Annotated in this window: 13 protein-coding genes and 3 tRNA genes; 4 read left to right on the forward strand and 12 right to left on the reverse strand. The window is 33.1% G+C overall.

The features are described 5' to 3' along the window. Positions 1 to 89 precede the first annotated feature (89 nt). Positions 90 to 3,269, forward strand: a complete 3,180-nt coding sequence (locus NNH57_RS00830) for a TonB-dependent receptor (RefSeq protein ID WP_159099271.1) — start codon at positions 90 to 92, stop codon at positions 3,267 to 3,269. 89 nt (positions 3,270 to 3,358) lie between these two features. Here the strand turns inward: NNH57_RS00830 and NNH57_RS26485 are convergent, their stop codons facing one another. The 5 genes from NNH57_RS26485 to NNH57_RS00860 all read right to left on the reverse strand — a co-directional run bounded on the left by NNH57_RS26485 (position 3,359) and on the right by NNH57_RS00860 (position 6,416). Continuing rightward, complete coding sequence (locus tag NNH57_RS26485) at positions 3,359 to 4,705, reverse strand: M23/M56 family metallopeptidase (protein ID WP_159099272.1); 1,347 nt, start codon at positions 4,703 to 4,705, stop codon at positions 3,359 to 3,361. Continuing rightward, on the reverse strand, positions 4,698 to 5,081 hold the full coding sequence (locus NNH57_RS00845) for a BlaI/MecI/CopY family transcriptional regulator (RefSeq protein ID WP_074408070.1): 384 nt from the start codon (positions 5,079 to 5,081) through the stop codon (positions 4,698 to 4,700). Before NNH57_RS00845 ends, NNH57_RS26485 begins: the two co-directional genes overlap by 8 nt. Before the next feature lie 863 nt (positions 5,082 to 5,944). Further along, positions 5,945 to 6,028 (reverse strand) — tRNA-Leu (locus NNH57_RS00850). Between the two features lie 64 nt (positions 6,029 to 6,092). Further along, positions 6,093 to 6,165, reverse strand: a tRNA-Lys gene (locus NNH57_RS00855). 178 nt (positions 6,166 to 6,343) lie between these two features. Then, positions 6,344 to 6,416: transfer RNA gene (locus NNH57_RS00860), tRNA-Lys, on the reverse strand. A gap of 134 nt (positions 6,417 to 6,550) precedes the next feature. Between NNH57_RS00860 and NNH57_RS00865 the strand changes: the two genes are divergently transcribed. Continuing rightward, positions 6,551 to 7,072, forward strand: coding sequence for a shikimate kinase (locus NNH57_RS00865; protein WP_074408069.1), 522 nt, complete (start codon positions 6,551 to 6,553; stop codon positions 7,070 to 7,072). On the opposite strand, the gene NNH57_RS00870 is transcribed toward NNH57_RS00865, so the two are convergent. The 3 genes from NNH57_RS00870 to NNH57_RS00880 form a co-directional block, all read right to left on the reverse strand. Then, positions 7,064 to 7,564, reverse strand: a complete 501-nt coding sequence (locus NNH57_RS00870) for a phosphoribosyltransferase family protein (RefSeq protein ID WP_074408068.1) — start codon at positions 7,562 to 7,564, stop codon at positions 7,064 to 7,066. The two genes, NNH57_RS00865 and NNH57_RS00870, sit on opposite strands and share 9 nt — an antisense overlap. Before the next feature lie 89 nt (positions 7,565 to 7,653). Beyond that, on the reverse strand, positions 7,654 to 8,238 hold the full coding sequence (locus tag NNH57_RS00875; RefSeq protein WP_108808491.1) for a methyltransferase domain-containing protein: 585 nt from the start codon (positions 8,236 to 8,238) through the stop codon (positions 7,654 to 7,656). Further along, entirely contained in the window at positions 8,235 to 8,639 is a 405-nt protein-coding gene (locus tag NNH57_RS00880; protein ID WP_074408066.1) for an RNA-binding S4 domain-containing protein, read from the reverse strand. Before NNH57_RS00880 ends, NNH57_RS00875 begins: the two co-directional genes overlap by 4 nt. A 91-nt stretch (positions 8,640 to 8,730) precedes the next feature. Here NNH57_RS00880 and NNH57_RS00885 point away from each other — a divergent pair, with 91 nt between their 5' ends. After that, complete coding sequence (locus NNH57_RS00885; protein WP_074408065.1) at positions 8,731 to 9,693, forward strand: FKBP-type peptidyl-prolyl cis-trans isomerase; 963 nt, start codon at positions 8,731 to 8,733, stop codon at positions 9,691 to 9,693. Between the two features lie 70 nt (positions 9,694 to 9,763). On the opposite strand, the gene NNH57_RS00890 is transcribed toward NNH57_RS00885, so the two are convergent. The 4 genes from NNH57_RS00890 to NNH57_RS00905 form a co-directional block, all read right to left on the reverse strand. Continuing rightward, positions 9,764 to 10,348 carry a porin family protein gene (locus tag NNH57_RS00890; RefSeq protein WP_074408064.1) on the reverse strand — a complete coding sequence of 195 codons (585 nt, stop codon included), beginning with the start codon at positions 10,346 to 10,348 and terminating at the stop codon, positions 9,764 to 9,766. 334 nt (positions 10,349 to 10,682) lie between these two features. Next, positions 10,683 to 11,636, reverse strand: a complete 954-nt coding sequence (locus NNH57_RS00895; protein ID WP_074408063.1) for a transketolase family protein — start codon at positions 11,634 to 11,636, stop codon at positions 10,683 to 10,685. Beyond that, positions 11,633 to 12,337, reverse strand: a complete 705-nt coding sequence (locus tag NNH57_RS00900; protein WP_074408062.1) for a hypothetical protein — start codon at positions 12,335 to 12,337, stop codon at positions 11,633 to 11,635. The genes NNH57_RS00895 and NNH57_RS00900 overlap by 4 nt, the downstream gene beginning before the upstream one ends. A gap of 10 nt (positions 12,338 to 12,347) precedes the next feature. Continuing rightward, positions 12,348 to 13,193 carry a transketolase gene (locus tag NNH57_RS00905; RefSeq protein WP_074408061.1) on the reverse strand — a complete coding sequence of 282 codons (846 nt, stop codon included), beginning with the start codon at positions 13,191 to 13,193 and terminating at the stop codon, positions 12,348 to 12,350. 176 nt (positions 13,194 to 13,369) lie between these two features. Between NNH57_RS00905 and tgt the strand changes: the two genes are divergently transcribed. Next, entirely contained in the window at positions 13,370 to 14,500 is a 1,131-nt protein-coding gene (tgt, locus tag NNH57_RS00910; RefSeq protein WP_108808492.1) for a tRNA guanosine(34) transglycosylase Tgt, read from the forward strand. Position 14,501 lies beyond the last annotated feature (1 nt).

A 14,501-nucleotide genomic window follows, 5' to 3' on the forward strand; every position in this document is an offset into this window, starting at 1 on the left:
CTTAACAATCAAAACTTTTCAAAAATATGAAAAAAATGGGTAATCGTGCGCTATTTTCACACCTAGCGTGCCAATCAATTGTATTAAAAATGAAACTCACACTAGTTCTGTTTAGTTTTTCCATCTTTCAAATGATGGCAACTTCTGGCTTTTCACAAGGCAAAATAGAACTTGATTTCGAGGAAACACCGTTATTAGAGGTTCTCGAAGAAATTAAAAGTCAAACATCATATAAGTTTTTTTACATTAATGATGAGGTAAATTTAAATCAAAGGGCTACAATCCAGGTTAATAAAGAAACTCTGGATAAAGTTCTTGAACTTTTGTTTGACAATACAGATATCTCATATTCTATTATCGGAAAACAAGTAATACTGAAAAAAACTCATGTACTCAATGAGCAGATAAAGCTACAACGCGAAATTAAGGGAAATGTCAAAGATTCTAATGGAAATCCATTACCAGGAGCAAATGTATTGGTAAAAGGAACCACGATCGGAGCCCAAACAGATTTTGACGGTAATTTTGCAATTAATGTATCAGGAGAAAACAATACATTGATTGTTTCTTATATTGGTTTTGAAACTACAGAAGTAGATGTAACAGCTAAAGATTTTATAGAGATAGTATTAAAAGATGCAGCGGCACAATTAGATGATGTAATTCTTGTAGGATCCAGAAACCCTAGTCGTACTGCTACAGAGACTGCCGTGCCAATTGATGTTATTGATATCACTCAGATGGCTACCCAGGGACCACAAACAACGATTAATGAAATTTTAAATTATGCAGCCCCTTCGTTTACATCGCAAACCCAAACTGTTTCTGATGGGACAGATCATATCGATCCGGCTTCTTTACGTGGTTTAGGACCTGATCAGGTTTTGGTATTAATTAACGGAAAAAGAAGGCACAATACTTCATTGGTTAATGTAAATGGTACAGTAGGAGCGGGTAGTGTAGGTACAGATATGAATGCAATACCTACTGCTGCTATTCAAAGAATTGAAGTCTTACGAGATGGAGCTGCAGCTCAATATGGTTCTGATGCGATTGCTGGCGTGATTAATATTGTACTGAAAAAAGCAACCGGAAAATTAGATTTAACCCTTACCACTGGAGCTAATTTTAGTGAAAACTCTAATCAGTTTGATGGAGGCAGTGATGGAGAGAAAGTAAAACTGGAAGCAAATTACGGATTGGCATTAGGAGAAAATGGAGGATTTATCAATTTTACAGGATCACTTTCTACCAGAGAACCGGCATTACGTAATCGTGACTATCAAGGAGATATTTTTAAAGGATTTCATGGTGCAGAACGTGTTTTTGCTGCAGGAGGAGGAAATGTATCAGAAATGACACTGGCAGATTATCAAACTGCTGCTCAAGGAATCTCATATCTGGATCAGAGTGTAAAGGATCAGATTGCTGCTTTAGATGTAAATAATCCTGCAGATGTAGATACCTTCAGAGGATTATTGGATATCGATGTTGATGAGGCAGAATTGACAGCTCGTGGATTAACACGTTCAGATTTTAGATTTAAAGTAGGTACAGCTAAATTGAGAGAAGGAAAATTCTTTGCCAATATGTCTATCCCTCTAAGTGATGATGCCGAAATTTATAGTTTTGGTGGGATTAGCTACCGACAAGGGCTGGCATCTGGATTTTACAGAAGACCAGCACAAGGAGATGGTAGGGCTAATACACCAGCATTTCCCAATGGGTTCTTACCTAATATAGGAACAGATATTGTTGACAAATCAATCGCTCTTGGAATTAAAGGTAAAATTAAGGATTGGAGTGTAGATTTCTCGAATACATATGGGATCAATACTTTTGACATCACTGTTGGTAATTCTAGTAATGGAACTTTGGGCGTTGCAACACCCAGAACCTTTGATGCAGGGGCATTAAGTTTTATGCAGAATACGACTAACCTGGATATTAGTAAGTTTCATGAAGATGTTTTTGAAGGATTTAATGTGGCAATGGGAGCAGAGTACAAAGTAGAAAACTACTCGATTACAGCAGGAGAAGAAGCTTCATATACCAGCTATGATATTAACGGAAACCCCGTAACCAGTACTACTCCCGATAATCAATTAGTTCGAAATAATTTTACGGGAGCTGTACTTGGTGGAGGTTCACAAGTATTTAGAGGATATGACCCGAATAACGAAACCGATAAATATAGAAATAGTATTGCCGGTTATATTGATCTCGAAGTTGATTTTACAAAGCAATGGTTAGTTAGTTTAGCAGGAAGATATGAGAATTACTCTGATTTTGGAGATACGTTTAACTATAAACTAGCCACCCGATACAAGATATCGAATAATTTTTCGGTTAGAGGAGCCAATAGTACAGGATTTAGAGCGCCATCATTACATCAGCAATTTTTTAGTAGAACCAGTACAGTATTTGTAGATAATCAACCTTTCGAACAAGGTACGTTTACTAATGATAGTAGGGCAGCAACTTTAATTGGGATTGCAAAATTGAAAGAAGAAACCTCTGATAGTTATAGTATTGGACTTACGGCAAAAATCCAGAATTTTACAATTACTGCAGATGCCTATCTAATTAATATAGACGATAGAATTGTATATAGCGGTAGTTTCGGGAATGGAGGAGATGCAGAGCTTACCCAGATATTTGAGGATGCAGGAGCTACCAGCGCACGTTTCTTTGTGAATGCAATTGATACCAAATCTCAAGGTATAGATGTTGTGGTTTCTCACAAAGCTAATTTTGGAGAAAATGCAACACTGAAAAATGATTTATCGGCAACCTTTGCCGAAACTGAAGTAGAGGAGATTAGAGTCCCTGCCAGAATTGCTAATGCGGGTCAGGGAGGAAACTTCTTTGATGCACAGGAAGAAGCTTTTTTAACGTTGGCGCAACCCAGAGCAAAGGTAAGCCTTACCAATGCATTGTCTATCGGAAGATATAATGTGTTATTAAGAAACGTATTCTTTGGAGAAGTAACCGACCCAGATGATTTTAATGGAGATCCAAGAGTTGAAGGAACTGTGGTTAGTGATGATGCTGTTTATGGAGGGAAAATCGTAACCGATCTTTCCGTTTCTGCAAAGATTTTTGAAAACCTTAATGTCACCATAGGAGCCAATAATTTGTTAGATATATATCCAGATGAAAATAGAGCAGGAGGAACTGCAGGGGATCAGTTTGTGTATTCCCGAAGAACATCACAATTTGGATATTCAGGAAGATTCTTATTTGCAAGAATTTATTTTAGCCTATAGTTGAGTTTGTATTATTAGTTTAGTACAATAATAGACAGGGATACATGTATCCCTGTCTATCTTTTAAGCAATCTACTATAGTCGGTATCTTATTTTTTAAAGTAATCCATAGGGTTTACTCTTTCTTTGTTTAATCGTACTTCGTAATGAAGATGAAATCCTGTTGATTTACCAGTACTTCCTACATATCCAATAATCTGACCTTTTTTAACTCTTTCTCCATTTTTAATGTTGAAACCTTGTAAGTGTGCATACCAGGTTTCGTAACCATTTGCATGAGATATTACTATTAAATTACCCCAGTCATCTTCTGAAGAAGTATTTGCAATCATACCGTCTGCTGTTGCTAAAACAGGAACACCTTCTTTTGCTCTAATGTCAATACCTCCGTGAATTATTTTTTTCTTCTCAATAGGATGTGTAAAACTTTTGCCAAAAGATGCTGTGATATCATTAGTAGAACCATTTTTTACAGGAAAAATGGAAGGAGGATCTTTTTTGTCTATTTCAGTACTCATAGACGGTATACTAGTATAATCAAATTTGTCTTCTGGTTCATGTACAGGTTTTGTAAAAGCCATTAGAAGAAAAAGAAGAACAGGAATTAGTACAGCATATCGTATAATGTTTGTTTTAGTAGAATGGTTTTTTGTGATCATGTCTATTCGTTTTTTGATAATTGATTGATTGAAATAACTATATAATTTGATAGATTGCTTTGCTGTTATGTTTTTAAATAAGAGTTCTAGATAATATGATTTTTTAATTTGTGTATTGATTACAGCCTGATCTGCCTGAAATTCGTGGACAGCAATAATTGATTTTTTGAAAAAATATACAAAAGGATTAAACCAGTGTAAAGCGATATAAATTTCAGTAAAAATTAAATCTATAGTATGTAGAGATTTACTATGAACTTTTTCATGATCAATGATGGGTTGTTCGTAATCACTTATTTTACTCTCCGGAATAAAAATCCAATTAAAAAAAGAAAATATTGCGGGTACATCTGCAATGATAAAATGATAACCTTCTTTGATATAGGTTCTAGACTTTCTCTTTATAGTATATAATCGTATTATAGGTGCCAACAATCGAATTATATATATTACAAAACCAATACAGTAAAATATCCATATATAATCAATGATATTCCTGTTGCTCCCGGGAGTAACAATTTTGTCTTTATGATTTGTTATTGTTAGATGATCTATTGATATAAATTCATCAAAACCAGAAATGTTAATAGGATCTTTTTTGAAAGGTAACTCTACTTCGTTTAAAACAGGAAGAATTAATGAAAGAGGTAATAAAATTAATAGTATAACCCTATTAACTTTATGAAAAGTTAGTTTTCTCAAAAACAAATAAAATACAATGTATAAAACCGAAAAACAGAAGCTTACTTCTAGTAAGTGTATTAAATAATTATTCATTTTCTTTTTTTAATTTGTCTATTTTTTCTTCAATTAATGACTTCATTTTTTCTAGTTCAGATAAGTTTAAATCTTCATCATTGGCAAAATGAAGTGCAAATTTGCTTATAGAGCCACTAAAAAAGTTACCAACTACGTGCTTAAAATGATTCTTAAAATATACTTCTTTCGACACCAGAGGGAAATATTCACGAACTCTGCCATATGAATTAAAGTTTATAAATTTTTTTGTGACCAAAGTTCTTATAACTGTTGATATTGTTGTGTAGGCTGGTTTAGGTTCAGGAAACTCCTCAACTATATCTTTTAGGAATGCTTTTTCCAGTTTCCAGAGGTATTGCATTATTTGCTCTTCTGCTTTTGTTAAATCTCTCATATAGCAAATGTAACTATAATTTTAGTAATATTACTAAAATTATAGTTTTATTACTATTTTTATAGTAATAAAGCTCTGAAAGCTTCATGTAACAAGGGAAAAGCTAGGAATTATAAAGATGTTTAGAATACTTATTACATTAATATTAAGATAGAAATTCGTAATTACCAGAAATTAATTGGCGTGTTTCCGAAGAACATCACAATTAGAATGTGCCATAAGATTCTTACTTTACAAGGATCGATTTTAGCGTATAGTTGAGTTTGTATTATGATCTAATTTAAAATTGATAAAAATCTTATTTATCCTTGCCTGTTTTTTTTAAATCATCATTATAACTGCAATAAGTGAGGCTGCACTAAATAATAAACAGAGTTTTGCAAAAAAATAATCATTGATTTTTATATTAGTTCTCATGGTTGTTCGGTTTTAAGGGTTGTACAAATGAAATGTGGAAAAACTATTTTTTATAAGTAACACATCTTTATCTATGAATGGCGTGACTACAGGCTCCGGGAAGACTTGATAAAAAATTAAAAACTACTCTAATGTTAAATTTGATTTTGGTTTTAAAAGGATTCATAATATATTTTTTTAGTGTTGAATATTTAATTGGTTATTGTTATGAGTTTAAATCATAACCTTATGAATCAAAGGTAATTAGAGTTGTTGTCTTTCCAAATACGTGGAAATACGTAATTTTTTATTGAAGTATGTAAACTAAAAAGAAAGATTTTCTTGGGATTGGATATTTTGATCAGTTGAAAAAAGAGTATGGGTAATTTTGTAGAATGTGATTTTCTAAGAAAGGAAGAATATCGTGTGTGTGTCATCTTTACAGACACACGTTATACAATTAATTGTGCCCAGAGCGGGAGTCGAACCCGCACGCCCTAATGGACACATGGCCCTCAACCATGCCTGTCTACCAGTTCCAGCACCTGGGCAGTATGAATACTACAATATAACATAAAACTAAAAAAGTATCGTAAAAATTACGATACTTTTTAGTGACCGGGCTGGGGCTCGAACCCAGGACCCTCTCCTTAAAAGGGAGATGCTCTACCAACTGAGCTACCAGGTCATTGATAATTTCATTATCAAATATTTTTAAGAACTGAATAAATAATAAATTACTATTTATTTATTGTGACCGGGCTGGGACTTCCTTCGACTATGCTCAGGATATACTTCTCGCCAACATCACTTCTAATTTTTTTAAATAAACAATAGTTATTCTATAAATTACTATTTATTTATTGTGACCGGGCTGGGGCTCGAACCCAGGACCCTCTCCTTAAAAGGGAGATGCTCTACCAACTGAGCTACCAGGTCATACATTCTTTTTTCCTTGAATGCGGGTGCAAATATACTATCATTAATTTATTTTTCAAGAAGAAATTGATATAAATTTGCGTTTTATTTAAAATGATGTTTTTTTTGAGCAATATCTATTTAATTTTTACGGTATGAATATAGTTTTAATGGGGTATATGGGAAGCGGAAAATCCCTGGTAGGCAGAGATTTGGCTGCTAAAATGAAATTGAATTATCTGGATTTGGATGATTTTATAGAAAATCAAGAAAAAAAATCAATTAGAAAGATTTTTGACGATCAGGGGGAAATATATTTTAGAAAAAAAGAATCTTTATACCTTAAAGAGGTGTTAGAGACTTATAAAAACACCATTATTTCTCTTGGAGGAGGTACTCCTTGTTTTGCAGGTAACCTGGAAACTATAGCAAATAATGAAAATGCAAAAAGTATATATCTACAAACTTCATTAGATGAATTAACAAAAAGGTTATTTGCAGAACGAAGCAAACGACCATTGATTTCTCATATTACTTCATCAAACGAACTTAAAGATTTTGTTCGTAAACATTTGTTTGAGCGATCGTTTTACTATAATCAAGCTGATTACAAAGTAATCACTGATCAAAAAAGTGAGGATCAAATAAGTAAAGAAATTAAAACTTTTTTATTTTAGAATAGCGAGATCCTCATCCCCAAATTTAACAATGATATGCTCATGTAAAGAGGTAGATAAAGAGATTCCTTTAAAATCAGCCTTAATTGGGTATTTCTTATGATTTCGATTAACCAAAACCGCAGTCTTAAATCTGGTAAGAGGAACATCAAGAAAATGTTTTACACCATAAATAAGAGCGGTACCAGAATTAAGTACATCATCTGCAAGAATTATAGGCTTGTTTTGATACTCAGTCGCTTCTATCGAAGTCTTAACGGTATTGTGAGGGGATTTTTTATTCATGGTAACCTCACATAACGTCACTTTTAGGTTAGAGATGCTTTCTATTATAACTTTTAACCGTTGGGCAAATATATATCCGTTTTCTGCTATTCCAGCAATTACAATCTCTTTTTCATCAACATTAGTTTCGTAAATCTGGTAAGCAATACGTTTTATTTTGTGTTGTATTTGTTCGTGAGTAAGAATTATATTGTTGTCGGTTTGCATGCTTCAGAATTGTTGATTGCTATTTATAATGATATAAATAAACTATTACTAATGATTGTTTTAATTATAAATGGGGTTTTATAAAAAATTTATAATGGGTTTTCAAATATAAAAAAGAGTTCGTTACCCATGCGTGGTTCTATAGAATTATAACAGTTTTCTAATTTTTTTATAGTAAAAGATTGAGAAAACAGAAGTTCATACTCTTTTTTACTCCCTCCGAAAGGAGGTCCATCATGTTTAAATTCTTTATCAAATAGGAGCCCTACAAGTTTTCCTTTTTTAGAAAGAAGGCTTGAAGCCTTATTAATATAGTCTTGGCGTCGTTTAGGTGGTAATGCGCAAAAAAAAGTTTGTTCTATAATCAAATCAAATTTGTCCTGGTAACTGAAAAAATCACCACATATTAATTTTTCTGAAGGAAACTCAGGTAATCGTTGTTTAAAACTTTGTAATACATCTTCAACAAGATCTAATATATAAATATTCTTAAACCCTTGATTAAATAAATATTCTGCTTCGTAGGCATTGCCGCAACCAGGAATAAGGATTTTAAGATCACGATCGGTTAACTGATCAAAATAATTGATGATAGGAGGAGACGCAAAACCAATATCCCATCCTGTTTGTTTATTTTGATAACGATATTTCCAATATTCTTTATCCGGGATCATTCTTCACTATCATTTATTTCGCCATCATTTACTTCACCATCAGAATACCAATCATCGATATCTCTTCGGTCTTTTTTGGTAGGCCTGCCGGTACCTTTTTTTCGATAATAATCTTTAGAATATTTTAAAAGATCTAATTTTTGCAACGCTTCCTTCGGAGTGGTGTCTTTACGATAGATATCGACGAGTTTAGCTCCAATTCGACTATCTGGTGTATCGAGTACCACAAGTTCATAATTAATTTGATTTTTACGAACAGTGATTTTATCCATAGGATAGACATCTCTAGAAGGTTTGATGATATCTCCGTTAACACGAATTTTACCATCTTTACACGCTTTTGTAGCAATACTTCGAGTTTTAAAGTATCGAATACACCATAAATATTTGTCAACTCGCATAAAAAAATAATTAAAATGCGTTTTTATATTAAATAATTGTGAAACAAAAGTACAAGAAAATCGTATCTTGCGCCTTCAAAAAAGTAAATACATGAATGTAATAAAATATAGTTGTGCCATTGTGCTGGCTTTGGTGGTTTTATATGCTTGTAAAAAAGACGATGATGATAATGGTGGCACTGTCACTCCTCCTGAAGATAGAGGAGAGCAACAAATAAAAGATGATGCGGCGCTTCAGGATTATTTGAGAACACATTTTTATACTATGGAGGATGTGTTTATAAATGGTGATACTACTGTCGAGTATCAAGTAGTAAACTTTGATACCATAGCAATACCTAATGAGAATGAACAATCGATTTTGGATTCTCCTCTTTTAGCAACTAAAAAAATTACGAGAAACGATGTTGAATATACATTGTATATTTTAAACTTTAACAAAGGAGAAGGTACACATCAGCCAACTTTTGCAGATTCTACTCTGGTGACCTATAGAGTGAAATTATTAGATACCGATGATAAAGTATTTGATAGTGCACTAAATCCTGTGTGGTTTGATTTGGTGTCTGTTGTAGAGGGTTTTAGAGAGTCATTGGTGGATTATAAAGGAGCCTCGAGTTTTGTTGAGAATAGCGATGGTACAGTTACGTATACAGGTTATGGAGACCTGGTTGTGTTTATGCCCTCTGGTTTAGCTTATTTTAATGAAAAAAGAGGTGATATTCCTGCATATTCTCCATTAATTTTTAACATTCAATTGTATAAGGTCAATCAAGCTGATCACGATAGAGATGGTTTGCCGTCTTATTTAGAAGATATAGATGGTGATCGTTTGGTTTTAGATGTAGATGATAATACAGATGGAAATAATGCACCAAATTATGTAGATAATGATGATGATGGAGACGGTACATTAACCAAAGATGAGATAACTGTTAACGACAGTAATAATGATGGGTTTATTACCTTGGATGAAATTACATTTTATGATGATGATGGTGATGGTATAAAAAATCATTTGGATGCCGATGATAGAGATTTAAAAAACGAATAAAAAAAAAACTCCGATTGAAAAATCGGAGTTTTTTTTATAACAAAGTTCTACTGCATATCCGGGTTTAAATCTATAAGTCCAGAGAAAGGCCTATAATGAGCTGATTCGGTCTAGAATCTACTCGTATACTCTTATCTATTGATTCTGCAGTATTTTTACTAAGCCCACGTTCATAGCGTATATCTGCTGTAAGTCTGCCAAATTGTACGCCTGCTCCAAATTGTACCCCAACAGTAAACTCATTTTTAACATCACCAAGTCGTACATCCTCTAGGTCTGTTTCTACAATATACTGTAATGCAGGGCCTCCAAAAATATGTATTGGCCCCAAAACAGAAATTCCTAAAAGAATGGGTAGATCTAACTTTTTTATAGTGTAATCAAGCTCTGTATTCACAAGCTTGTAGGAACTGTTGTTCACAGTGTATTGTAATTCTGGTTTGAGATAAATATTATCAGTTAGTTTTCCTCTTAAAAACACCCCTAGGTGATACCCAACCCGATCATCTGCTGTTGTTCTTGTAACATCGGTAATTTCAATTTTACCATTATCTCCATAATTAAGCCCTCCTTTTACTCCAAAAGTTACTCTTTTTTCCTGAGCAAGTATGGCACAAGAAGTAAATAGCATAAAAAAAATAAATACATTTTTCATTATAAAATAATTTTGCTTCAATCAGGATTATCTAATAGAGCTTTATTAGGAAGGTTCAAAAAGCAATACAACCTGATGTTTTTTGGGTTTTTGCATGGTGCACTACGTTTACACTAAAAAAACATAGCATAATGTCATCAGGATTTAAAACTACTTCAAACTGTAATAGATTATCTATTATGTAATCCAGATTTAAAGATTAATAAATAATTTGAGTGATTTTGGTATAAAGGCTAGTCTATCAAGAACGAATGTCTTTCTGTTTTATTTTTTATAAAAACAAAAAACCTTCTGAAATAAATCAGAAGGTTTTCTTAATATTTTAAAAATACTATTATTTTCTTTTTACAACTTTTAACACGGCTTTGTTTATAGCTTCTGCATTTAAGCCATATTTTTCCATTAGCTGATCTGGTGTTCCGCTTTCTCCAAAAGTATCATTTGTTGCAATAAACTCTTGAGGAACAGGATTGTGCTGCGTTAAAACCCTTGAAACGCTTTCTCCTAAACCACCTAAAAAATTATGTTCTTCTGCAGTAACAATACATCCTGTTTTCTTTACCGAATTTAGAATTGCTTCGTCATCAAGAGGTTTTATCGTATGTATATTAATGACTTCTGCGCTGATTCCTTGCTCGTGTAGTGATTCTGCAGCTTGTAAAGCTTCCCATACTAGATGGCCGGTAGCAACTATAGTAACATCGGTTCCTTCTTGTAATAATACTGCTTTTCCGATTTCGAAGTTTTGATCTTCTGGGGTGAAATTGGCAACTTTTGGTCTTCCAAATCTTAAATAAACAGGGCCTTGATAATCTGCTATTGCTATAGTAGCAGCTTTAGTTTGATTGTAATCACATGTGTTGATTACTGTCATTCCTGGTAGCATTTTCATTAGACCAATATCTTCCAGAATTTGGTGTGTTGCTCCATCTTCTCCTAGTGTTAAACCTGCATGCGAAGCGCAAATTTTCACATTTTTATCACTATACGCTATAGATTGACGAATTTGATCATAAACACGTCCTGTAGAGAAATTCGCAAACGTTCCTGTAAAAGGGATTTTACCACCTATAGTTAATCCCGCAGCGATTCCCATCATATTTGCTTCAGCAATACCAATCTGGAAAAAACGCTCTGGATGATTCGCAATAAAAGCATCCATTTTTAAAGAACCGATCAAATCAGCACATAATGCCACTACATTTTCATTAGTCTTACCTAATTCTTCTAAACCGGCTCCAAAACCAGAACGAGTATCTTTTTTTCCTGTGTCTATATATTTTTTCATTCTGTTATTTTATAACTAAAGTTAATATCTAAAGTTTTGGGATTACTATCCGTTTTTACTGCCTTAATTAAAGTTTTATTTTTATTGGCAAGATATAATATAACCCCATTTATTTTTGGTGTTTTAATATCTTCTGATATGTTAGAACCCGACATCATTTTGTAAATTGAATTCAAAAGTATAGAATTGTTAAATTTCATATCTTTTGAACAGACAATTTTAATTTTTTCTTCCGGTTCATTATCAGGATACAATTGGTGAATATTGTAGTCTTTATTTTCAATTTGAATGTTATCTTCTGTTTTTTCAAAAATAAATTGTGATACCCCATCAAATGGAGATTTATCTTTTACAGAAGGGATAAAATCATTAACATTCATTTTCATAAAGAACTCATTTTTATCAAAAGTCATTAGAAAATAGACAAACTGTTTTTTGATATCAAAAACAATATGCATTTCAGAATTTTTAATATCGGCATTTCGACTTTTAAATACTGATCTTTGAAAACTTTCTACCAGAGCATCAGAGTCGGTGTACAAATAATCACCATTTTTACTAAACCCGATAGTAATAGTATCTTTCTTATTTTTAGTTTCAATTTCATAATCAACAAAATAATCGATTACTATTTTTTGACTAAAAGAAGAAACAGATGTTAATACAAAGAATACAAAGAATGCTAGTTTAGCTATTTTCATTTTATGGTCTTTAATAATCTCCCAGAGTTTCGGGATTTTGTGCTAATCCGATTTCTAGTTGTTCATCGTTAGGAGCTTTGCCATGCCATGCATGTGTATGCATCATAAAATCGACTCCATTACCCATTACAGTATGCATTAGTATACATACGGGTTTTCCTTTACCTGTTCTGCTTTTTGCTTCTTTTAAGCCTTCAATAACAGTAGAAATATTGTTGCCGTCCTTAATTTCCATAACATCCCAGCCAAAAGCTTCAAATTTTGCTTTTAGATCTCCTAGTGGAAGAACATCATCTGTAGCACCATCTATTTGTTTACCATTATAATCGATGGTAGCAATAAGATTATCTACTTTTTTTCCGGAAGCATACATAGCTGCTTCCCAAATTTGCCCTTCCTGAAGCTCTCCATCACCATGAAGACTGTATACCAGGTGAGAATCATTATTTAACTTTTTTGCTTGTGCAGCACCCAAGGCTACAGACATCCCTTGTCCCAATGATCCAGAAGCAATACGAATACCAGGAAGCCCTTCATGAGTTGTTGGGTGTCCTTGCAACCTACTGTTAATTAGCCTAAACGTGTTTAGCTCTTCTACAGGGAAATACCCACTTCGCGCTAATACACTATAATAGACTGGCGAAATATGACCATTAGATAAGAAGAAGATATCTTCATCGATACCATCCATATCAAAATCATCTTTTCGATCTAAAACTTCTTGAAACAGGGCAACAAAAAATTCTGTACAGCCCAAAGATCCTCCTGGATGACCAGAATTTACTTTGTGTACTTGTCGTAAAATATCTCTACGTACTTGTGTTGCAAAATCCTCTAATTGTTTTGTTTTTGGCATTATATTGCTGATTTCTTGATAATAAAGCTTCAAAAGTACTGGTTTTGTATGCGGTGACAAAATGTATAGACTGCTTTTAATTAAGAAACTAATGTTAATAACAAAAAGTTTTAGAAAACCTAAATTGATCAATGTGATTTTAGTTAGCTATCTTTGCGCTCCACCAAACAGGAATTATGCAATTTGACCTTTTGTCCAAAGACTCTCTAAGTAAAGCGAGAGCAGGTAAAATAAGTACAGATCACGGTGTTATAGAAACTCCGATTTTTATGCCGGTAGGAACAGTTGCTACCGTAAAAGGAGTACACCAAAGAGAATTAAAAAATGATATTAATCCCGATATTATTTTAGGAAATACATACCATTTATATCTAAGGCCTCAGACTCCTATTTTAGAAAAAGCAGGAGGGTTACATAAATTTATGAACTGGGACCGAAATATCCTTACCGATAGTGGAGGTTACCAGGTGTATTCTTTATCTGCTAATCGTAAAATAAAAGAAGAAGGCGTAAAGTTTAAATCTCATATTGATGGATCATATCATGTGTTTACCCCAGAGAATGTGATGGAGATCCAACGAACCATTGGAGCCGATATCATAATGGCATTTGATGAGTGTACACCTTACCCTTGTGATTATCGATATGCAAAAAGAAGTATGCATATGACTCACAGATGGTTAGATCGTTGTATGCAACATTTAGAAAAAATTCCGGTTAAATATGGATATGATCAGGCTTTTTTTCCAATAGTACAGGGAAGTACCTATAAGGATCTTAGAAAACAATCGGCAGAATATATTGCGAATGCTGGAGCCGTTGGTAATGCAATTGGAGGATTGTCTGTAGGAGAACCGGCAGAAGAAATGTATGCGATGACAGAAGTAGTAACAGATATTTTGCCAGAAGATAAACCAAGATATTTAATGGGAGTAGGAACACCTATTAATATTTTAGAAAATATTGCCCTTGGTGTAGATATGTTTGATTGTGTAATGCCTACACGTAATGCACGTAATGGGATGTTGTTTACAGCACATGGAACTATTAATATAAAAAATAAGAAATGGGAAGATGATTTTTCACCAATAGATGAAATGGCTATCACTTTTGTAGATACCGAGTATTCTAAGGCGTATTTAAGACATCTTTTTTCGGTAAATGAATTATTAGGAAAACAAATAGCAACAATACATAATTTAGGTTTTTATTTGTGGTTGGTTCGCGAAGCTAGAAAACATATCTTAGCCGGTGATTTTAGTTCCTGGAAAAATATAATGGTTAAACAAATGGATAAAAGATTATAGA

The sequence above is a fragment of the Aquimarina spinulae genome (assembly GCF_943373825.1).
GTDB classification, from domain to species: domain Bacteria; phylum Bacteroidota; class Bacteroidia; order Flavobacteriales; family Flavobacteriaceae; genus Aquimarina; species Aquimarina spinulae.